The 19,281-nt window shown below is 64.9% G+C and carries 21 protein-coding genes; 9 read left to right on the top strand and 12 right to left on the bottom strand.

The annotated features are described in order from the left end of the window. Positions 1-71: 71 nt before the first annotated feature. Genes ACLI1C_RS00285 through ACLI1C_RS00270 form a run of 4 tightly spaced genes read right to left on the bottom strand, consistent with a single transcriptional unit; the run spans position 72 to position 3,542 of the window. Complete coding sequence (locus ACLI1C_RS00285) at positions 72-917, bottom strand: metal ABC transporter permease (RefSeq protein ID WP_411394856.1); 846 nt, start codon at positions 915-917, stop codon at positions 72-74. A gap of 8 nt (positions 918-925) precedes the next feature. Further along, entirely contained in the window at positions 926-1,780 is an 855-nt protein-coding gene (locus ACLI1C_RS00280; protein WP_411394855.1) for a metal ABC transporter permease, read from the bottom strand. Beyond that, complete coding sequence (locus tag ACLI1C_RS00275; RefSeq protein WP_411394854.1) at positions 1,777-2,655, bottom strand: manganese/iron ABC transporter ATP-binding protein; 879 nt, start codon at positions 2,653-2,655, stop codon at positions 1,777-1,779. Before ACLI1C_RS00275 ends, ACLI1C_RS00280 begins: the two co-directional genes overlap by 4 nt. Next, positions 2,652-3,542 (bottom strand): metal ABC transporter substrate-binding protein, encoded by an 891-nt coding sequence (locus tag ACLI1C_RS00270; RefSeq protein ID WP_411394853.1) that lies wholly within the window; start codon positions 3,540-3,542, stop codon positions 2,652-2,654. Before ACLI1C_RS00270 ends, ACLI1C_RS00275 begins: the two co-directional genes overlap by 4 nt. Positions 3,543-3,755: 213 nt before the next feature. On the opposite strand from ACLI1C_RS00270, the gene guaD reads away from it, so the two are divergent. Then, the gene (guaD, locus tag ACLI1C_RS00265) at positions 3,756-5,126 is read left to right on the top strand and encodes a guanine deaminase (protein ID WP_411394852.1); all 1,371 of its coding nucleotides are present in this window, start codon (positions 3,756-3,758) and stop codon (positions 5,124-5,126) included. On the opposite strand, the gene ACLI1C_RS00260 is transcribed toward guaD, so the two are convergent. Next, the gene (locus tag ACLI1C_RS00260; protein ID WP_411394851.1) at positions 5,123-6,499 is read right to left on the bottom strand and encodes an FAD-binding oxidoreductase; all 1,377 of its coding nucleotides are present in this window, start codon (positions 6,497-6,499) and stop codon (positions 5,123-5,125) included. The genes guaD and ACLI1C_RS00260 overlap by 4 nt on opposite strands. 200 nt (positions 6,500-6,699) lie before the next feature. Here ACLI1C_RS00260 and ACLI1C_RS00255 point away from each other — a divergent pair, with 200 nt between their 5' ends. Continuing rightward, complete coding sequence (locus ACLI1C_RS00255; protein WP_411394850.1) at positions 6,700-7,695, top strand: AraC family transcriptional regulator; 996 nt, start codon at positions 6,700-6,702, stop codon at positions 7,693-7,695. Positions 7,696-7,707: 12 nt separating this feature from the next. Here ACLI1C_RS00255 and ACLI1C_RS00250 read toward each other — a convergent pair whose 3' ends face one another. After that, positions 7,708-7,914, bottom strand: a complete 207-nt coding sequence (locus ACLI1C_RS00250) for a hypothetical protein (protein ID WP_411394849.1) — start codon at positions 7,912-7,914, stop codon at positions 7,708-7,710. A 200-nt stretch (positions 7,915-8,114) separates the two neighbouring features. On the opposite strand from ACLI1C_RS00250, the gene ACLI1C_RS00245 reads away from it, so the two are divergent. Next, a complete protein-coding gene (locus ACLI1C_RS00245) occupies positions 8,115-9,839 on the top strand; it encodes a sensor histidine kinase (protein WP_411394848.1) in 1,725 nt (574 codons plus the stop codon). On the opposite strand, the gene ACLI1C_RS00240 is transcribed toward ACLI1C_RS00245, so the two are convergent. From ACLI1C_RS00240 to ACLI1C_RS00225, 4 genes are all read right to left on the bottom strand, one after another. Further along, entirely contained in the window at positions 9,836-10,417 is a 582-nt protein-coding gene (locus ACLI1C_RS00240) for an NAD(P)H-dependent oxidoreductase (RefSeq protein WP_411394847.1), read from the bottom strand. The two genes, ACLI1C_RS00245 and ACLI1C_RS00240, sit on opposite strands and share 4 nt — an antisense overlap. A gap of 74 nt (positions 10,418-10,491) precedes the next feature. After that, complete coding sequence (locus tag ACLI1C_RS00235; protein ID WP_411394846.1) at positions 10,492-11,379, bottom strand: hypothetical protein; 888 nt, start codon at positions 11,377-11,379, stop codon at positions 10,492-10,494. Next, a complete protein-coding gene (locus ACLI1C_RS00230) occupies positions 11,376-12,287 on the bottom strand; it encodes an ABC transporter ATP-binding protein (RefSeq protein WP_411394845.1) in 912 nt (303 codons plus the stop codon). Before ACLI1C_RS00230 ends, ACLI1C_RS00235 begins: the two co-directional genes overlap by 4 nt. Beyond that, a complete protein-coding gene (locus ACLI1C_RS00225; protein WP_411394844.1) occupies positions 12,280-12,654 on the bottom strand; it encodes a GntR family transcriptional regulator in 375 nt (124 codons plus the stop codon). The genes ACLI1C_RS00230 and ACLI1C_RS00225 overlap by 8 nt, the downstream gene beginning before the upstream one ends. 155 nt (positions 12,655-12,809) lie before the next feature. Between ACLI1C_RS00225 and ACLI1C_RS00220 the strand changes: the two genes are divergently transcribed. Both ACLI1C_RS00220 and ACLI1C_RS00215 read left to right on the top strand, forming a co-directional pair. Further along, complete coding sequence (locus ACLI1C_RS00220; protein WP_411394843.1) at positions 12,810-13,565, top strand: copper homeostasis protein CutC; 756 nt, start codon at positions 12,810-12,812, stop codon at positions 13,563-13,565. 40 nt (positions 13,566-13,605) lie between these two features. After that, complete coding sequence (locus tag ACLI1C_RS00215; protein WP_411394842.1) at positions 13,606-14,391, top strand: siderophore ferric iron reductase; 786 nt, start codon at positions 13,606-13,608, stop codon at positions 14,389-14,391. Here the strand turns inward: ACLI1C_RS00215 and ACLI1C_RS00210 are convergent. After that, entirely contained in the window at positions 14,388-14,966 is a 579-nt protein-coding gene (locus ACLI1C_RS00210) for an SH3 domain-containing protein (protein ID WP_411394841.1), read from the bottom strand. The two genes, ACLI1C_RS00215 and ACLI1C_RS00210, sit on opposite strands and share 4 nt — an antisense overlap. 104 nt (positions 14,967-15,070) lie before the next feature. Between ACLI1C_RS00210 and ACLI1C_RS00205 the strand changes: the two genes are divergently transcribed. The 4 genes from ACLI1C_RS00205 (at position 15,071) to truB (ending at position 18,236) form a co-directional block, all read left to right on the top strand. Continuing rightward, a complete protein-coding gene (locus ACLI1C_RS00205; protein ID WP_411394840.1) occupies positions 15,071-16,090 on the top strand; it encodes a 2-hydroxyacid dehydrogenase in 1,020 nt (339 codons plus the stop codon). Between the two features lie 133 nt (positions 16,091-16,223). Next, positions 16,224-16,898, top strand: coding sequence for a hypothetical protein (locus ACLI1C_RS00200; protein ID WP_411394839.1), 675 nt, complete (start codon positions 16,224-16,226; stop codon positions 16,896-16,898). 31 nt (positions 16,899-16,929) lie between these two features. Continuing rightward, positions 16,930-17,337: a 30S ribosome-binding factor RbfA gene (gene rbfA, locus ACLI1C_RS00195; RefSeq protein ID WP_411394838.1), complete on the top strand. Its 408-nt coding sequence runs from the start codon at positions 16,930-16,932 to the stop codon at positions 17,335-17,337. Beyond that, positions 17,334-18,236 carry a tRNA pseudouridine(55) synthase TruB gene (truB, locus tag ACLI1C_RS00190; RefSeq protein ID WP_411394837.1) on the top strand — a complete coding sequence of 301 codons (903 nt, stop codon included), beginning with the start codon at positions 17,334-17,336 and terminating at the stop codon, positions 18,234-18,236. The genes rbfA and truB overlap by 4 nt, the downstream gene beginning before the upstream one ends. A gap of 149 nt (positions 18,237-18,385) precedes the next feature. Here truB and ACLI1C_RS00185 read toward each other — a convergent pair whose 3' ends face one another. Next, positions 18,386-19,279 (bottom strand): hypothetical protein, encoded by an 894-nt coding sequence (locus ACLI1C_RS00185; RefSeq protein WP_411394836.1) that lies wholly within the window; start codon positions 19,277-19,279, stop codon positions 18,386-18,388. Positions 19,280-19,281: the final 2 nt, after the last annotated feature.

Below are 19,281 nucleotides of genomic sequence, written 5' to 3'. Positions count from 1 at the left end.
TCTGGCATGGGATAGCGCGGTACCCCTCACCCTGACATTTCTGCTGAGCGCAGAAATGTCGTCCCTCTCCCTCAAGGGGAGAGGGGAAGAGGCGCCGGCCTTCGCGACGTGGTGACCACGAAGGTCAAGATGAAGGTGAGGCTCATCAGGAGCACGATGGTGGGGGCCGGGGCAGAGTCGATGAAGAAGCTGGCATAGATGCCGACCAGCGAGCTCAGCACCGAGACGGTGACGGCGATCAGCATCATCGGAGCGAAACGCCTGGAGATGAGGTAGGCGATGGCGCCGGGGGCGACCAGGAGGGCGATGACCAGCACGATGCCAACGGCGGTGAGGGCCGCGACAATGGTGAGCGAAAGCAGGGCCAGGAGGCCATAGTGCAGCACGCGCACCGGCAAGCCGATGGCCCCGGCCTGTTGCGGATCGAAGGTGAAGAGCAGGAGATCGCGCCACTTGGCGAGGACGATGAGCGTCACGACCAGCGCGATGATTCCGGTCTGGATGAGGTCGGCCGGGCTGACGCCAAGAATGTCGCCGAACAGGATATGGTCGAGATGCACATCGGTCTGGATCGAGGTGTAGAGCACGATGCCAAGGCCGAAGAGCCCGGCAAAGACCACGCCCATCACCGTATCTTCCTTGATGCGGGAATTTTCCTTGAGATAGCCGACCGATAGGGCACAGGCCATGCCGGCGGCAAAGGCGCCGATGCCGAGGGGAATGCCGACAATATAGGCCAGCACAACGCCGGGCAGGACGGCATGGGAGATGGCGTCGCCCATCAGCGACCAGCCCTTGAGCACGAGGAAGCAGGACAGCAAGGCCGTGGGCACTGCCACCATGACGGCAATGAGCATGGCATTGGTCATGAAGGGAAACTGGAAGGGCCAGAGCGCGTAGGTGAGGAACTCGTTCATCGGGCGACCTACCTCGCGATTTCTTGGGCGGCGCGGCGGCGATTGGCCAGCAGGCCATGCTTGGGTGCAAGGAAGAAGGCGAGGAGGAAGACAGCGGTCTGCAGCACGACGATGACGCCGCCGGTGGCGCCATCGAGGAAGAAGGAGAAATAGGCGCCGACGAGGGACGACAGCGCGCCCACCGCAATGGCGATGAGGATGAGACGCGGGAAGCGGTCGGTGAGGAGGTAGGCGGTGGCGCCGGGGGTGACCACCATGGCGATGACGAGGAAGGCCCCCACGGTCTGCATGGCGGCAACGGTGCAGGCTGCCAGGAGGGTGAAGAAGATCACTCGCAGCAGCGGCGGATTGAGGCCGATGGAGCGGGCATGGCTCTCATCGAAGAAGGTGACCATGAGGTCCTTCCAGATGACGAACATGACTGCCAGCGTGACCACGGAAATGATGACAAGTTGCAAGGTGTCTTCGGGCGTGACGGCCAGGATATTGCCCATGACGATGGTCTGGATGTTCACCGAGGTGGGTGACAGCGAGATCATGAAGAGGCCGAGGCCGAAAAAGGCGGTGAAGATGAGCCCGATGACCGCATCTTCCTTGAGCTTGGTGCGCTGGGTGAGAAAGAGCATGGCCCCGGCGGCCAGGCCGCCAGAAAAGAAGGCGCCGAGCGAAAAGGGCAGGCCGAGCATATAGGCGCCGGCCACGCCGGGCACGATGGAATGGCTCAGCGCGTCGCCGATCAGCGACCAGCCCTTGAGCATGAGATAGGCCGAGAGGAATGCGCAGACGCCGCCGACCAGGGCCGAGACCCACATGGCATTGATCATGTAGCCATAGGAAAAGGGGAGCAGGAGGGTGTCGATCATTCGTCCACCGGGTCCGATTGCCTCGTGGTCATCTTGCCCTTTTCGCCATACATGACGAGGGGCCGCTCATCGTCAGTCAGAACCGAGATGTGGCGTGGATCGTCATCGTCATGCAGGCCGGATCCTGCCAGGACGAAGTGGCGCAGGGCGCCGCCAAAGGTGATTTCGAGCCATTCGCGGGTGAAGATTTCGCTGGTGGGACCGGAGGCCAGCACGGTGCCCTTGACCAGAACGGTCCGGTCGCAGAATTCGGGGACCGAGCCCAGATTGTGGGTCGAGACCAGCATGACCTTGCCCTCGTCGCGCAGGGAGCGCAGCAGGGTCACGATGGCATCCTCGGTCTGAACGTCGACGCCGGTAAAGGGCTCGTCGAGCAGGATGACCTCGCTCTGCTGTGCCAGCGCACGGGCGAGGAAGACGCGCTTCTTCTGGCCGCCGGACAGTTCGCCGATCTGGCGGTGGCGGAACTCAACCATGTTGACGCGCTCGAGGGCCGAGGTGACCATCTGGTGATCAACGGGCTTGGGGCGGCGCAGCATGCCCATATGGCCGTAGCGGCCCATCATGACGACGTCTTCGACGAGGACGGGAAAGTTCCAGTCGACATCCTCGGATTGCGGCACATAGGCGACCAGGTTGCGCTTGAGCGCCTGCTTTCCGGGGACACCCAGGATCTCGACCGAGCCACCGGCCAGGGGCACAAAGCCCATGATGGCCTTGAACAGGGTCGACTTGCCCGAACCATTGACCCCGACCAGAGCGGTGATCGAGCCGCGCGGAATGGAGAAGCTGGCATGCTTGATGGCCGTGGTGCCGTTGCGATAGGCGACAGTGATGTCGCTGACCGCAAGGCCGGGCTGGTTGGCGTCGTTCACGGGGTCAGACCTTGCACGATGGTGTTGGCGGTAACCGAAAGCAGTTCCAGATACGTGGGGACCGGGCCATCCGGTTCAGACAGCGAGTCCACATAGAGCACGCCGCCATATTTGATGCCGGTTTCGCGGGCGACCTGTTCGGCCGGCTTGGGGGAAATGGTGGATTCCGAGAAGATGGCCGGCACGGCATTGGCGCGGACCTGGTCGATGACGTGGCGCACCTGCTGGGGCGTGCCCTGCTGATCGGCATTGATGGGCCAGAGATAGAGCTCCTTGAGGCCGAAATCGCGCGCCAGATAGCTGAAGGCGCCCTCGGAAGTGGCCAGCCAGCGGCGCTCCTCGGGAATAGCCGCGATGGCGGCGCGGATGGGCTCGACGGTGGCGGTGATCTCGGCGGAATAGGCTGCCGCATTGGCATTGTAGGTCGCCTCGTTGGCCGGGTCGGCCGCGACGAAGGCCTTGCGGATATTCTCGACATAGACCAGCGCGTCAGTGGGCGACATCCAGGCATGCGGATTGGGCTTGCCCTCATAGGGGCCCTCGCCAATGCCCATGGGCTCGATGCCCTCGGTGACGATGGCCGATGGTACATCGCCCAGATTGGACAGGAACTGCTCGAACCACTGTTCGAGATTGAGCCCGTTCCACAGCACCAGATCGGCATCCTGGGCGCCGATCAGGTCGCCGGGTGTGGGCTGGTAATTGTGGATCTCGGCGCCGGGCTTGGTGATGGAGACGACGTCGGCAGCGTCGCCCGCCACGTTCTGCGCCATATCGGCAATGATGGTGAAGGAGGTGATGGCCTTGAGACGATCCTGCGCCAGGGCAGGGAGCGCGGCAGTCAGAGCCACGGACAGAGCGAGGACGGAAAACACGCGACGATGCATTGATCACTCCAGAAACCGATGCCGGATCAATAATGCAATTGCAAATCATTCGCAATAGCCAAGATGCGTTGCGACTGACGCATGGCGATGTGTCGCGTGATCGCCTTATGCAAAGGCGCCGTGCGCGATAGGGTCGACACGGCAGCGAGATCCGGCGCATGGGCGATCGGGTGCCTCGGCGTGCCAATGTGTCCAGAAGCGGAGCCTAATTTCGTGACGACCGATATGCATGATCTGCGCGACAGGGCAGTGCTGGGCACCTTCTTTCATGCACCCAGCCCGGACGGGCTCGAGGTGTTGGCTGATACGTTGGTGGTGGTAGACGCTGCGGGCGCCATCGCGGCGGTGGCGCCGCAAGGCGATCCGCGGCGCGGGGCGCTTGAAGCGCAATTTGCCGGGAAGACGCTGCGCCTGCCGGAAGGGAGCTATGTCCTGCCCGGCATGGTGGATCTGCATGTGCATGCGCCGCAATATCCGCAGCTGGGGCTGGCGCTGGACGAGCCACTGGAGGTCTGGCTGCACAAATATACGTTCCCGCTCGAGGCGCGTTACGCCGACCTGGACTTTGCGGCCGAGCGCTATGGCATGCTGGTGGATGACCTGCTGGCCAATGGCACCACCACGGCCCTCTACTTCGCCACGCAGCATCGCGAGGCCAGCCAGCTGCTTGCCGACATCTGCATCGAGAAGGGGCAGCGCGCCCTGGTCGGCAAGGTGGCGATGGACGATCCGGCAGCCTGCCCCGATGGCTACCGCGACGCCAGCCCGGAAGCGGCCGTGGCGGATACGCGGGCGGTCATCGAGCATATCAGGCAGCACAGGGACAATGGCGACGGCAGGGTGCTGCCCGTCATCACGCCGCGCTTCATCCCCTCCTGCACCGACGCGACGCTCAGGGAACTCGGTGCGCTGGCGGCGGAATGCGGCTGCCACGTGCAGACCCATTGCTCGGAAAGCGACTGGGCGCATGGGCATGTGCTGGAGCGCTATGGCATGACCGACGCCGCGGCGCTGGATGGGTTCGGCCTGCTGACGCGGCGGACCGTATTGGCGCACAGCAATTTCCTGACCACGGACGACATGGACCGCCTGGCCGCGCGTGGGAGCGGGGTGGCCCACTGCGCGCTGTCCAACATCTATTTCGCCAACAGCGTCTTCCCGCTGCGTGCCGCCATGGAGCGCGGGGTGCGTGTGGGCCTGGGGACGGACATTTCGGGCGGTCCGTCGGCCTCGATGTTCAATGCCTGCCGCACCACGGTGCAAAGTGCGCGCATGCTGGAAGAAGGCGTCGATCCGGCACGCCCGGCCGGGGAACGGGGGCGGCCGGGGTCGGCGGTGAGTCTCGTCACTGCCTTCCACCTCGCTACGGCGGGCGGCGGGGATGCGCTGGAGCTGCCGATCGGCAGGTTTGCACCCGGCTATAGGTTCGATGCCATAGCCGTCGATACGACGCGGCGCGCCGGGGGCATCCGCCTGTTCGATCTCACCGACCCGGTCGCGATCTTCGAGAAGGTGCTTTATGGCGCGACCCGCGCCAATCTGTCGGCCGTCTGGGTCGACGGCCGACGCGTTGCGGCAGGTTAGTGGGCGGGCCGGACGTTCTGGTTCACCCGGAACAGGTTTTGCGGATCGAACTTTGCCTTGATGGCGGCGAGCCTTGGATAGTTGTCGCCATAGGTGGCGCGTAGCCGGCCCTCGCCCTCGTCATCCATCATGAAGTTGGGATAGGCGCCATCGAGATTGTAGGGATGCACCGCTGCCCAGTAGTCCCGCGCCCATTGCTTGAGCCTGGGCGCCTTGGCCGGATCGGCGTCAACGCCGACGATGACCATCGACCAGGTGGCGTCGCGGCAGTTCCAGGCGGTGTCGCCGCTGGCCTTGTCATGCACCGCGCCATCAATGGGGTAGAGATGCATGGCCGAGATCTCGCTGGGCAGCTTTGCCGCATGTTCGAGATGGGCCGTGATGGCAGCGTCGGGGAGGGACTTGATGAAGTCTCCCTTCCAGTACCATTGGAGCCCCTTGGGATAGAGCGCGTCAAACATGCCCTGCAGGGACGGATAGGGCATGGGTCCGGCCCAGTCGAAGAGCGGGGTCGGCAGGTCCTGTCGGATTGCATCGACGGCGGCCTTGGCGCCATCGCCATTATGGGCGACCAGCAGGATGCACATCCGCTTGCCCCAATGTTCGCGCGGGAAGGGCTCGCCGCTGGGCACGGTCTGCAGGCCCAGCCAGATGCAGAAATCCCTGGGCGCGCTGGCCTGGAACTGGCGGTACCAGCGCATGACCGTGGCGGCATCGGAGAAGTCGAAGACGATGGGTCCGCCATAGACGTCCTTGGCGGGATGGGTGCGGAACAGGAAACTGGTCACCACGCCAAAATTGCCGCCGCCGCCCCGGAGTGCCCAGAGCAGATCGGTGTTTTCCGTTTCACTGGCTGTCACGAAGCGGCCATCGGCCAGCACGACATCGGCCTCGATGAGGCTGTCTATGGCCAGGCCGTATTGCCGGCTGAGATAGCCATGGCCGCCGCTCAGCGTCAGGCCGGCCACGCCGGTGGTGGAAATGATGCCGAAGGGTACGGCGCGCCCGAAGGCATGGGTGGCGTGGTCGACATCGCCGGTGGTGCAGCCCGGGCCGACGCGGACCGTGTTGTTGGCGGGGTTCACGCGCACGCCCGTCATGGTCGACAGGTCGATCACCAGGCCATCATCGACGCTGCCGAAGCCCGGGCCGTTGTGGCCGCCGCCGCGGATTGCGATGGCGAGCTGGTTCTCGCGGCCGAAATTGACCGCGTCGATGACATCCCCGACATCGGAACAGCGGGCAATCATCAGCGGATGCTTGTCGATCATGCCGTTGTAGAGCCCGCGCGCCGTTTCATAATCGGGGTGGCCGCCAGCGAGCACCGCACCGCGCTGGCCCGCCGCAAAGCTGTTGATGGTTTCCGTATTCATGGCCTTTTCCTCCTCCGCCGTGTTGCTGCCGGGCGCGGATGCTAGGCCTGCGCAAGGCGCCGGAAAATGACCGATCGTCCGGTTCTGTTGCTCAGGCGTCCGGCCAGGTCGGCAGCTTGTCCAGGCGCATGGAGGAGCGTAGGCTGAAGGGCGGAAAGGGCTATGCCGGAAGGAGGCGCCCTTTCTCCCGGAGGCGAGGGATGGATGTTCTCTCCGACGTGCTCGCGGCGGTGCGGCTGACCGGCGCGATCTTTTTCGACAATACGTTTCGCGAACCCTGGGTGGCCGAGGCGCCCAAGGCGTCGGCGATTGCCGCGGCCGTCATGCCGACCTCGCAATATGTCTTCTTTTTTCACACCCTCATCGAGGGATCGTGCTGGGCGGAACTGACGGAGGGGGCGTCCGAGCCGATCCGGCTTGAAGCCGGCGACATTGTCGCCTTCCCGATGGACGACGCGCATGCCTTCTGCTCGAGCGTCGGCATGCGGGCAAAGCCCTCGCTGGCGGTCTATCACCACCCGGTCGACCGGCAGTTGCCCTATATCGTCAACGATGGTTCCGGCGCCGGCACCTGCCGCTTTATCTGTGGCTATCTTGGCTGCGACATCCACCCGTATAACCCCTTCATCAAGTCACTGCCACGCGTGCTGCACGGGCATGGCACTGCCGCGCAGAGCTGGCTGGCGCATCTGGTGCGCCATGCCGTATCGGAGACGCAGAGCCTGCGCCCGGGCGGGGAAACCGTGCTGGCCAAGCTGGCCGAACTGCTGTTCGTCGAGGTGCTGCGCGACTATGTCGATGCCCTGCCCCCGGAGGCGCATGGCTGGCTGGCAGGACTGCGGGACCCGCAGGTTGGCCATGCCCTGCGGCTGATACACGGGCAGCCGGCCGAGAACTGGACGCTTGAGAGCCTCGCTCGCGCCGTCGGTCTGTCGCGTTCGGTCTTTGCCGATCGCTTCGCGCATTATACCGGCGCCTCCCCCATGCAGTATGTCGCGCGCTGGCGCATGCAGCTGGCGGCCCGCCGGCTGGAGAATCCGTCGGTCAGCATCGCGCAGGCCGGCGCCGAAGTGGGCTATGAATCCGAGGCCGGCTTCAATCGCGCCTTCAAGAAGGTGGTGGGACTGCCGCCAGGAGCCTGGCGCAAGGGGCGGCTGGTTTCGTCCGCTAACCGGGCTGCCGCACTGCCGTCCTGATCTTCCGGTGTTTCACGGGGTCGGAAGGCCGGGTGGCCGATCGGGAAGCACGAGGTCCATGAAGGGATGATCGGGATTGGCCTTTGCCTCGCAGCGGCGGGACGCCTCTTCGATCAAAAGCCTGATCACCTCATTGCCATCGGTGGGCAGGATGGCCAGCGCCTGCAACAGGTGATCGCGGGCCGTTTCATAGCGAAGATCAGGGAATGTCGGGGTCATGACGCAGCTTCCTCACCCCCTTCCCAACCAGGATGCTAGACCCTGCAGTCTGAGGCACGGTTACCGGAGGCGCGGCAATTTTATGCGCATTGACCTGCCGCCCGGCGTCGGCGCCAGACGCAGTTTTGGGCTGGCGCGATGGTGCGCAATCTGGGTAATTGAAGCGGGGCGCAGGCGGGCGCCTGCGTGTCGGAGGGGGCATGAAAGCGCCGGGTTTGTCGCTCAGCCAGAGATTGCTGCTGCTGACCATGGTGGCCTGGCTGCCGGCTTTGGCCATTCTGGGCTTCAACGAGTTTTCCCTGCGCAAGGCGCGGGAGGCCGAGGTGCATGCCCAGGCGTTGCGGATGAGCGAACAGGCCTCGCTCGAGGTCGAGCGCATCCTCACCGGTGCGGCCGCGCTGATGATCGCCGTCGCCAATGCGCCGGGGGTCGGGGAGAATGGCGCCAATTGCCGGGCCTATATGGACCGGCTGAGCGCGCTGCTGCCGCAGATCAGCCTGCTCAATATCACCGACATGGATGGCCAATCGGTCTGCGCGACCAGCGGACAGCCGGAGGACCTGCGGCCGGCGCTCAGCGCACCACTGCGTGACGCACTGGCCGACCAGCTCTTTGCGGTGGGCGAATATACCGTGGTGACTGCCGGGCCGGCGCTGCTGATGGGCACCCAGCGCACCGCAGCCGACGGTTCGCTGCAGGGTTTCGTGATCGCCACGATCGGGCTCGACTATCTGGGCAGGGTGCTCAAGGAGCGGCCCTTCGCGCAGGGCAGCGCCATGACCATTGCCGACCGCAACGGCACGATCATTGCGCGAGAGCCCGAGCCGGAGCGCTTCGTGGGCATGAAGGTGCCCGAGGAATACATGGCGCGCGTCACGGGCACGGCACCGGGCACGCTGCAAATCATGAGCCAGGACGGCACCGAGCGCATTATCGGCTATCAGCCAGCGTCGCAGCGGCCAGGGCTCTATGTGAGTACCGGCATTCCGGTATCGGAGGCGATGGCGCCGATCAACGAGGCGACGCTGCGCGGCCTGCTGCTGGCGGGCGTTGGGGGCATCCTGGCCATGGTGCTGGCGCTGGTCATCGGCCGGCGGTTCATCCGCCGTCCGGTGCTGCGCCTGCTTGCCACCATCCACGCCTGGCGCGCCGGAGACCAGTCTGCGCGCAGCGGCATGCTGGCCGGGCGGGCGGAGTTTCACCAGGTGGGCGCCGCGATCGACGACCTGCTGGACGAGCTGGGGCGGCGGCAGGCCGCACAGCTCGAGGCGGAGCAACACCGCGACCTGCTGGCGCGCGAGCTCGACCACCGCATCAAGAACCTGCTCGCCACCGTGCAGGCCGTGGCACGCCAGAGCTTCCGCGACGCGCATACGGCGGAAGCGGCGCTGCAGGCCTTCTATGGGCGGCTGGCCGTGATGGCGGATGCGCACAAGCTGCTGACCGCGCAGGAGAATGAGAGCGCCGATATCGAAGCGGTGATCCGCACGGCGATCGGCCCCTTTTCGGGCAGCGAGGAACCGCGATTCAGCCTGGCGGGGCCAACCGTGCAGCTGCATGCCAAGGCTGCCCTGTCGCTGGCCATGGCGCTGCATGAACTGTGCACCAATGCGAGCAAGTATGGCGCGCTGAGCAGCGAGGCCGGGCGGGTGGATATCGGCTGGGCGCTGACAGAGCGCCACAAGATCCTGATGACCTGGCGCGAGAGCGGAGGGCCCCCTGTGACCGCGCCGGAAACCAGGGGCTTCGGCTCACGCATGATCGAACGGGCGCTGGCGGCCGATCTCGGCGCGACCGTGACGTTCGACTATGCCCCGGGCGGCCTTACCTGCACGATCCTCGCTGCAGAGACGGCGCTGGTCGACCGGCAGGTGGTCGGCGCGGGGCCGTTCGAGCCGGTACGGGCGGTCAGTCGACGCCCCTAGAGGCGGGCGATGGCCTCGCGGGTGCGGCGGGCAAACTGCGCAACGCGGGCTGCATCGGCGGTTTCAGCCGCGTGACATGACAGCATGTGAAACCTGGCCTGTGGCGCGCAGGCCAGGATCAGCCCGGTCTTGAGCACACGGCGCACCGGCTGGCGCATGACCAGCGCATCGATCCACCACGGGGAGCCGAGCGTGGTGACCACGAGGCACGACTTGAGACTGGTCAGCAGTGGCTTGAGCGGCGTGCCATGCTCGAAGGCGAATTTGGGCGCCCAGACGCGGTCGAACCAACCCTTGAGGATGGCGGGCAGGGAAAACCACCAGGTGGGAAACACCAGGACCAGCACATCGGCGGCGGCGAGGCGCTGCTGGAGGGCGACAATATCGGCGCCGGGCTCCGGCGTCGTGTAATGCAGGCGCCGCTCGGCGGCGGTCAGGGCCGGCTGGAAGTCCTCGGCATAAAGATCGAGGATATCGACGGTGGCGCCGCGGGCCCGCAGGGCGTCGATGGCCTGGTGCGCCAGATGGGCACAGAGGCTGTCGTGCAAAGGATGGGCAAGAACAACAAGGGCCCGCATCAGACCTCCACAAACGTTAGCCGCCGCGCCATGGGGGGGCGCGGCGGCAGAGTTGCCGGGAAAGCCGGCTGCGGTCAATTGTCGTTGACGCGGCGGCGGTATTCGCTGGCGAGATAGATGACCGCCAGGGCGAACACGGCGCCGATACCCACCTGGAGCCAGTCCATGTCCGCCACCAGGTCGGCGGCGAAGGTAACGCCGCTGAAGGGCTGGTCGGAAGTGAGCCAGTCTTCGGCATAAGGCGGATCCGGCAGGGCGCTGCGATATTCGATGAAGCGCCAGGTATGGGTGGCAAAGGGATGCAACCCGCCCAGGGTGACCCATTCCAAAGTCGAGAGCAGCGCGGGCAACAGCAGGGAAATCGGGATCGCCCAGCGCCCCACGGCCGTCGCCATGGCACCGACCAGGGCCATGGCCGGCAGGTACCAGAGCAGGCCGCAGGCCAGCACGACCAGGATGGCAAGGGCCACCTGGCCATAGATGCCGACAATGCTGGCCAGGGTGGCGATGGTGCCGGTGCCGTTGATCAACATGGTCACATAGGCGACGCCGAACAGCAGCACGCCGCTGAGCAGGGCCACGCCATAGACGGTGCCGGGCAGGATGGTCAGCGCGGCCGCCAGCTTGGAGAGCAGCATCTTGAAATCGGTGACGGGCATCGACTTCCAGAACAGCATGGAATTGTTGCGCTTGTCGGCGGCAAAGCCATCGGCGCAGTAGAAGAACAGTACCGAGATGAGATAGAGCGACCAGCCCAGACCGAAGCCCAGAAAGCCCACTTCGAAGACGCGCAGCGGCGCCACGGTGAAAAGAGCGCCGGAAAAGCGCGCATCGACGCGACCCACGGTGAAGGCCAGGATGGTGGCGCCGAACAGCACTGCCACCAGGATCAACGGACCGATCAGGAAGGCCCCGCGATGCTCGATGAGCTCGCGGTGGACGAGAGCGGTGAAAGCCTTCATCGGGCGGTCTCCGGATTGGCTGTGGGACGCTGCATCAGCGCGACGAAAAGATCGGACAGGGTCGGGGTCGAGAGCTTGCCGAAGGGTTCGAGCAGGTTGCGATCGACGCCGTCGAAGATCATCACGGTCTGGCCGAAGCGGGTTTCCTCATAGACCGGACGGTAGGCGCGGGCGGCGGCCTGGGCCGCATCGTCGTTGACCACCAGCTGGGTGAACTTGTCGTTCACCGTCTCCATCTGCATGTGCAGGATCAGTTCGCCATCGCGGATGAACATGATGTCGGAGAGCATGAACTCGATCTCGTCCACCTGGTGGGTGGTGATGAGCAGGGTGCGCTCCTCAGTCATGTAGTCTTCGAGCAGGCGCCGGTAGAAGCGCTTGCGATAGGTGATGTCGAGGCCCAGGGTCGGCTCGTCCAGCACCAGCAGCTTGGCATCGATGGCCATGACCACGGCCAGATGAAGCTGGGCGATCATGCCCTTGGAAAGGTGCTTGACCTTCATTTCGGGCTTGATGTCGGTGCCCTCGAGGAAGCTGCGCGCCTTGTCGATCGAGAAATTGGGATGGATGTTGGAGAGCAGGGCAAAGAGTTCACGGACCCGCAGAAACCGCGGCAGGCTGGCCACGTCGGAAATGAAGGCGACGTTTTCCATCAGCTTGGCGCGCCTGGCGAAAGGATCCTCGCCCAGCACGCGAATGGTGCCCTCGCAACTGGTCAGGCCCAGCATGGCATTGAGCGTCGTGGTCTTGCCGGCGCCATTGTGGCCGATCAGGCCATAGATGCGGCCCGGGGGGATGTCGAAATCCAGACCATGCAGGATTTCCTTGCGGCCGAACTTCTTGCGCAGGCCGCGGGCGGAGACGATGGGCTCGATAGCGGCCGGGGCCGAGACGGAAAGGTCACTCATGGGTCTGCCCCTGATTGGCGGTTGTACGGGTGAGGAGGGTATCGAGGTCGAGATCGAGCGCCTTGATCTGGGCGGCGATGCGCGGCCAGTCCTCTTTCAGAAACTTGTCGCGTTCATGGGCGAGCAGCTCGGCCCGCGCTCCCGTCTTGACGAACATGCCTAGCCCCCTTCGTTTTTCGACCACACCGATATCGACCAGCGCCTCGAAGGCCTTGGTGACCGTCAGCGGATTGACCGAGAGATCGGCGGCGATCTGGCGGACCGAGGGCAGTGCCTCGCCCTCCCCGACCGAACCGCGCAGGATCATCTCGGCAAGCCGTTGCCGGATCTGCACGAAGATCGGCTGGCTGCTGTGAAAATCATCCATGTGTGATGCCTATCTAGTGTGCTAGTCTTGTAGCACACCATTTCTACGCGTCAACAGGAATTGCGATTGTGCGAAACAACCAAAGAAAGTCGGACGGGCGCCTTGCGGGCGGCAGGCGGCGGCACTACCAATGAAGTACCAATTGGAGACCAATGATGTCGAAACACCCGTTCAAGATCGAGATCTGCGTCGAAGGCATCGATGGCCTGGTGGCGGCGCAGACGGCCGGGGCCGACCGGGTGGAGCTGTGCGCGAGCCTGCTCGAGGGAGGGCTGACGCCCAGCATGGGCGTGGTGCGCGAGGCACTGCGGGTGGCGACCATTCCCTTCCACGTCATCATAAGGCCTCGTGGCGGCGACTTCCTCTATTCCGAGCTCGAATTCGCCAGCATGATTGACGACATCAAGGCTCTCAAAGAGCTCGGCGTGGCGGGCGTGGTCATTGGCTGCCTGACGCCGGATGGGCGAATCGACGAGCTGCGGACCAAGGCGCTGGTAGAGGCGGCGCGACCGATGTCGGTTACCTGCCATCGCGCCTTCGACATGACGGCGGACTATCGCGAGGCCATCGAGGCGCTGATCCGTTGCGGCGTCGACCGGGTGCTGACCAGCGGGCAGCGCGACACGGCGATCGAGGGTATCGACATTCTCAAGGACACGGCGGCAATCGCCGATGGTCGCATCGTGGTGATGGCCTGCGGGGCGCTGGATGCCAGCAATATCGGTCTGGTGCGGCGCGCGACCGGCGTCGACGAGATGCATTTTGCGGCGCTGCACACGATCAAGAGCGGCATGGCGTTCCGCAATCCCCATGTCGGCATGGGCGGCACGGCCATGGAGCGGGAATACGAGATCACGCTGACCGATGTGGATGCCGTGCGAACGACGATTGCGGCGGCGCGCGCCGTCTAGGACACTTTCCCCGTCGCGCCAGGGAGGCTAGAACGCGCCCATGGTGCGTTCCTTTCTTTTTCCGCAAGACACTGGCGACGCCGCGACTACGCGGCTAATCGCGACGGCGGCGCAGGTCACCGGCTTCATGAAGGGCGAGCCCGGCGGGCCGCGCGAGGGCTGGTATCAGCCCGGCGCCGACAATTCAGTCCTGCTGGGCCAGCTGCACCAGGCGCTGGCGAGCACCTATCCGCAGGCCGGGCCGGCCTTTCACGCGGTGCGGCTGTGGACGAACCTGCTGTGGCAGCCGGCCTATCTCGCGGTCATTGCTGCCCATCTGCATGGCGCCATGCCTGTCCTGTTTGGCATCAGCCAGCAACGGCGCGGCATCTATGTCGATGGCTATCGGCTAAAGCCTGGAGCGCAGGCACCCGGATCGACCGAGGCACTGATCGAACTGGGTGGCGGACAGCTCAAGGCCATGGCGGGGGTGATGCTGGAAGAGGTCAACAGCTTCGCCAAGCTGCGCCCCCTGCCCGCGCGACGGCTGCTGGCCGACCGCATGCTGAGCCTGATGGTCTGGCTGAGCCAGCGGCGGCGCGACCTGCCTGTCGACACGATCGAATCCTGGTCCGAACAGTGGCTCGAGGCAACCGGACTGAGCGGACAGGGGCGGCTGGAGCCGATCGACACCGCCAGCGGCCGGCGCCTGCTGATCGTCAGGCGCAAGGGATGTTGCCTGGACTATCTCATCGATCCGGATCGCTATTGCGCCAGTTGCCCCAAGCAGGACGAGGCCGTTCGGGTGGCGCGGCAGACCGCCAATGCAATGGCGGAATTGGGCTAGTCGAAGACTTCGTCTGGATAGACGCCCCAGAGCTCTTCCTGGTGCAGGTAGCCTGAATAGGTGGTGGCGCGCGCCGCCGGGTCCTGGCCGCTGGCGCTGACTTCGCACCAGACGCCATCGCATTGCTTGATGGTGACCTTGAGGCCCGGCCCGAGCCGGGCGCGCACGGCGGCGTCGTCGGACGGGCTGGCGAGCAGATTGATCTCACCATTGGCCAAGAGGGGCGTCACATAGCCGGCACGGGTGCCGGCGAGAAGATTCTGGTGAATCCATCCCTCGGTGCCATCGGCATCGCGAATCTTGCGCCAGGTATCGAATTCCTGGACGATTTCGACCGGAATGCCGGATTTGAGATAGGTCCAGGCGATGTCGTATTTCTGGCCCGGCCCGACGCGCACATTGATCGGCTCGGAACGCGTGGTGGCAAAGCGCGGCAAAGGCAGGCCGCTGGGATTGTTGGCCTGCGCCCAGGCAGGCGGAAGCAACAGCGCCGTGACCAGGAAAAGCCAGGGCAGGCGGCGGAAAAGCGCTAGAAACTGACGGCCAAGGCCGGCGCGAAGGGTCTCGTCAAACATGACTTTGCAGACAAATGGAATTACCCTATCACTAACCAACGATCCTTAATGGGCACTGAAGGGTGGGGTTTTCCACAAGCAGGCCGCCCCCGATCCCGGAACTGATGACCAGCCAGAAACCCCATATTCTCGTGACGCGGCGCCTGCCCGAGACCATCGAGGCGCGCATGGCGACCTTGTTCGAGACCCATGTCAACGAAGGCGACGTGACCCTGACCGGAGACGACATCGTCGAGGGCCTTGTGGGCAAGGACGTGCTGGTCTCCTCGATCACCGACCGGATCGATGCCGCGCTCATTGCCCGTCTGCCCAAGAGCGTGCGGATGATCGCGCAGTTCGGCAATGGCGTCGACAATATCGATATCGAAGCTGCCTGGGCGGCCGGGCTCACCGTAACAAATACGCCGAGCGTGCTGACCGAGGACACGGCCGACATGGCCATGGTGCTGATGCTGGCGCTGCCGCGCCGGCTGGTGGAAGGCACGCAGATGCTGGTGCGCGATGGGGTCTGGGCCGGCTGGTCTCCCACCTCGATGCTGGGCCACAGGCTGCGTGGGAAGGCGCTGGGCATTGTCGGCATGGGCCGCATCGGCACTGCGGTGGCGCAGCGGGCCAAGGCCTTCGGGCTCAATATCCATTACTTCTCGCGCAACCGGCGGCCGCCGGCCGTCGAAAATCCGCTGGAGGCCACCTATTGGCCCGATCTCGACGCCATGATCGAGGCGGTCGATATCGTGTCCCTGCACACCCCCCTGACCCGCGAGACCTTTCATATCCTGTCGGCTGAACGGCTCAAGCGCATGAAGCCGGGCAGCTTTGTGGTCAATGTCAGCCGGCCCGAGCTGGTGGATGAGGCGGCGCTGATGGACGAGATAGAGTCCGGCCACCTGAGCGGGGCCGCGCTCGACGTGTTCGAGAACAAGCATGGCATCAGCCCGCGCCTGCTGGCCCTGGCGGAGGCAAACAAGGTGGTGCTGACGGCCCATATGGCGTCGGCGACGCTCGAGGCGCGCATCGAAATGGGCGAGACGGTCATCGTCAACATCCGCGCCTTCATGGACGGCCACCAGCCGCCGCACCGGGTCCTGCCCGAAGGCGTGCATGGGCGCGGCATGCGGGCCTGAGCCCGCTGCATTTACCGCAATCGATATAATTTGACTTGCCGGGGGGCGGGTTTGCCACCTATGGCTCGGACATGGCCGGCCGCAGTGGAGGATTGCGGCACTGCAGGCAACTGGGGTGAGGAGACCTTTGACAATGGCATTGTCGCGCAAGCAGCTATGCATCGCCATGATGGTATCAGGCCTGATGGCGGTCGCGCCGGCCGTGGCACAGGTGGCGAGCGAGCCCCCCTTGACCGAGGTGGGCAATGGGCTGGTGCTGGCGACCAATGGGCACAGCTTCAGGCTGCCGCTGCCCGACTGGCTGACGCCGGCCGAGCGGCTCTCTGGCAATGTGACGCCGCTGGTGGAGACAAGCTTTGTGTCCGATGCCAACCAGGCATTGCTCGAAATCTACCCCAAGGGGGAAAGCCAGGCAGCGTGGCAGACACTTTATGGCGCGCGCATCACGCTGGAGGCGAGCCGGCCGCTGACCGATTATCGCAGCGCAGTGATGTATGGCTATAGCCAGACCTGCAAGCCCGAGCTCACCGGGTTCTTCCAGTTCGGCGACGACGAGGGCGACCAGCTGGCGCCACTGGGCTTTGTGTGCGGCGCCTATCTCGACCGCCTGGCCGGCCATGCCGGCGACGGCGAAGTGATGGTGATGAGCTTTTCCAAGACCGAGAAGGGCGTGGCCATCGTCTATCAGGAGTGGCGCGGGCCGGTGTTCGACCCATCCAAGCCAGAGACCTGGCCGGTGTCCCCGGAGGCGCTGCAGGCGCGTGCCGACCAGCTGCAGGCCGAGGCCACGCTGAGTCTGGCCGATTGACGACGGCGCGGTGAGGGCCTAATTCCCCCTCATGAGTAGAGACAACAAGTCAAGCGGCCCCACCCAGCGCTCGCTGCGCGTCGGTGAACTGGTGCGCCACGCCCTGGCGGCGATGTTTGCCCGGGGCGAAATCGAGGATGACGCCCTGCGCGGCGCGGTGATCACCGTGCCGGAAGTGCGCATGTCACCGGACCTCAAGATCGCCAATGCCTTTGTCATGCCGCTGGGCGGGCTGCATGCCGAGGAAATCGTCGCGGCGCTCAACCGGCACCGCAAGTTCGTGCGCGGACACGTGGCGCCGCAGATCAACATGAAGTTTGCACCCGAAGTGCGGTTCTTCGTCGATGAGACATTTGAAGAAGCCAGCCGCATCGACGCGCTGCTGCGCTCCAAGAAGGTGCAGCAAGACCTCGACGACGAAGACGGCGAGACTGAGTGAACCAGCCCAAGCGGATCAAGCGCGCCATTTCCGGCTGGGTGGTGCTCAACAAGCCCTATGACATGACCTCGACCCAGGCGGTGGGCAAGGTGCGCTGGCTGTTTGGCGCGGCCAAGGCCGGCCATGCCGGCACGCTCGACCCGCTGGCCACCGGCATCCTGCCCATTGCACTGGGCGAGGCGACCAAGGCCGTGCCACAGGTGCAGGACGGCACCAAGATCTATCGCTTTGCGATCAAATGGGGCAGCGCCACGACGACCGACGATGCCGAGGGTGCGGTGGTTGCGACCTCCGAAATCCGGCCGGAGCGGGCGGCGCTGGAAGCCGTGCTGCCGCAGTTCATCGGAACGATCATGCAGCGGCCGCCGATCTTTTCGGCGCTCAAGATCGATGGCGAGCGCGCCTATGACCTGGCCCGCGCTGGCGAGGCAGTGGAATTGCAGCCACGGCAAATCGACGTGGATGACATCGTGCTGGTGGAGCATGGCACCGAGCAGTCGGTGCTCGAGGTGACCTGCGGCAAGGGCACCTATGTGCGCTCGCTGGCGCGCGACATTGCCGAGGCCCTCGGCACGCGCGGGCATGTCAGCATACTGCATCGCGCCGCGGTGGGGCCGTTCCACGACGCGGATGCGGTGACGATCGAGCAGCTCGAAGCACTGGCACAGGATGAGCGCGACGCGCTGCTGAAACCGGTCTGGGCCGGCTTTGCCGACCTGCCGGAAATCCGGCTTGATGCGAGCCAGGCAACCGCCGTGCGGCATGGCAATGCGGTACTGCTGACCGGGGCCAGCGCGCCGATATCGCTGGACGAGTGCTGGGTCAGCTTCAAGGGCGAGGTGCTGGCGACAGGCTGGGTCGAGTTCGGCCAGTTCAAGTGCCGGCGGGTGTTCAACTAAGCGTCGAGATCAAAACAAAGGCGGGGATTGCTCCCCGCCTTGCGCTTCCTCAGTTGAGGAAGAAGATGATGATAATGATCAGCCAGATCGGCACGCCGAGAAGCCAAAGACCGAGACCACGTAGCATGGTGAATTCCTTTCGTTAGCTCTTAGAAGCGGCGGAAGACGCCGGCGAAGACGGTGTTTTCGTCGCGATGGTTGCCGCCCTTCTGGGCTGCCCAGAAGGCACCGATGGCCGAGACCAGCAGCGAGGCAGCCAGCAGGAAGGCACCGATGATGGCCGTGTTGCGGGCAATGCGGGCCGCTTCGAGTGCGTCCTGGCGGGCCTGTTCGACATTGGTGATCGCCGCATCGACGCGGGCCTGGGCTTCGTCGGGGGCAATGCCGGTATTGGCGGCAACGACGTTGGCCAGATAGGTGCGATCGGCATCGGCGACGGTACCATCACCCAGAGCGGCCTGAGCGAAGATGCGGCCGGCTTCCCCACGCGCTGCTTCGGCATCGACCGGCTGGGTCGAGCGGAACATGGTGTCGATGAAGTAGGCATTCGGATCGACAGCATCCGCCGTGCCTTCGGCAACATTGGAAGCGGCAGTGGTTGCCGTTGCGGCGGCCGAGCCAACAGCATTGGCAGCTGCACCGATACCGCCAACGGCGATCACGGTACCGAGGATTGCGGCACCGGCCCAGACCAGAAGGCCGTGGGCGCCGTCGCGCAGGTCGCTCTCGTCTTCATTGGCGTCGAAATAGCGGCGACGCAGGCGACCGGTAAGATAGCCACCAGCCATGAAGCTGGAGATCTGGACCCAGAGGAACCAGGTTGCGGCGGCAATGCCAACAAAGATCGGGTTGGGACCGTCGCCATAACCGAAGTCGAGGAAGTTGAGGCCAACGGCAGAGCCAAAGCTGATCAGCACGAGGCTGATGGCGGAGGCGAGCACGATGCCGGCGATGATGGCGGGCCAATCGACATAGGAAGAGTTGTCGCGATCGGTCGTGGTGGATTCAACGATGGCTACGCCCGCGGGCGCGTCAATGGTCATGG

Origin of the sequence: Devosia sp. XGJD_8, from assembly GCF_046614475.1 — a bacterium.
Lineage (GTDB): Bacteria > Pseudomonadota > Alphaproteobacteria > Rhizobiales > Devosiaceae > Devosia.
This window is presented reverse-complemented; position numbering and strand designations above follow the sequence as displayed.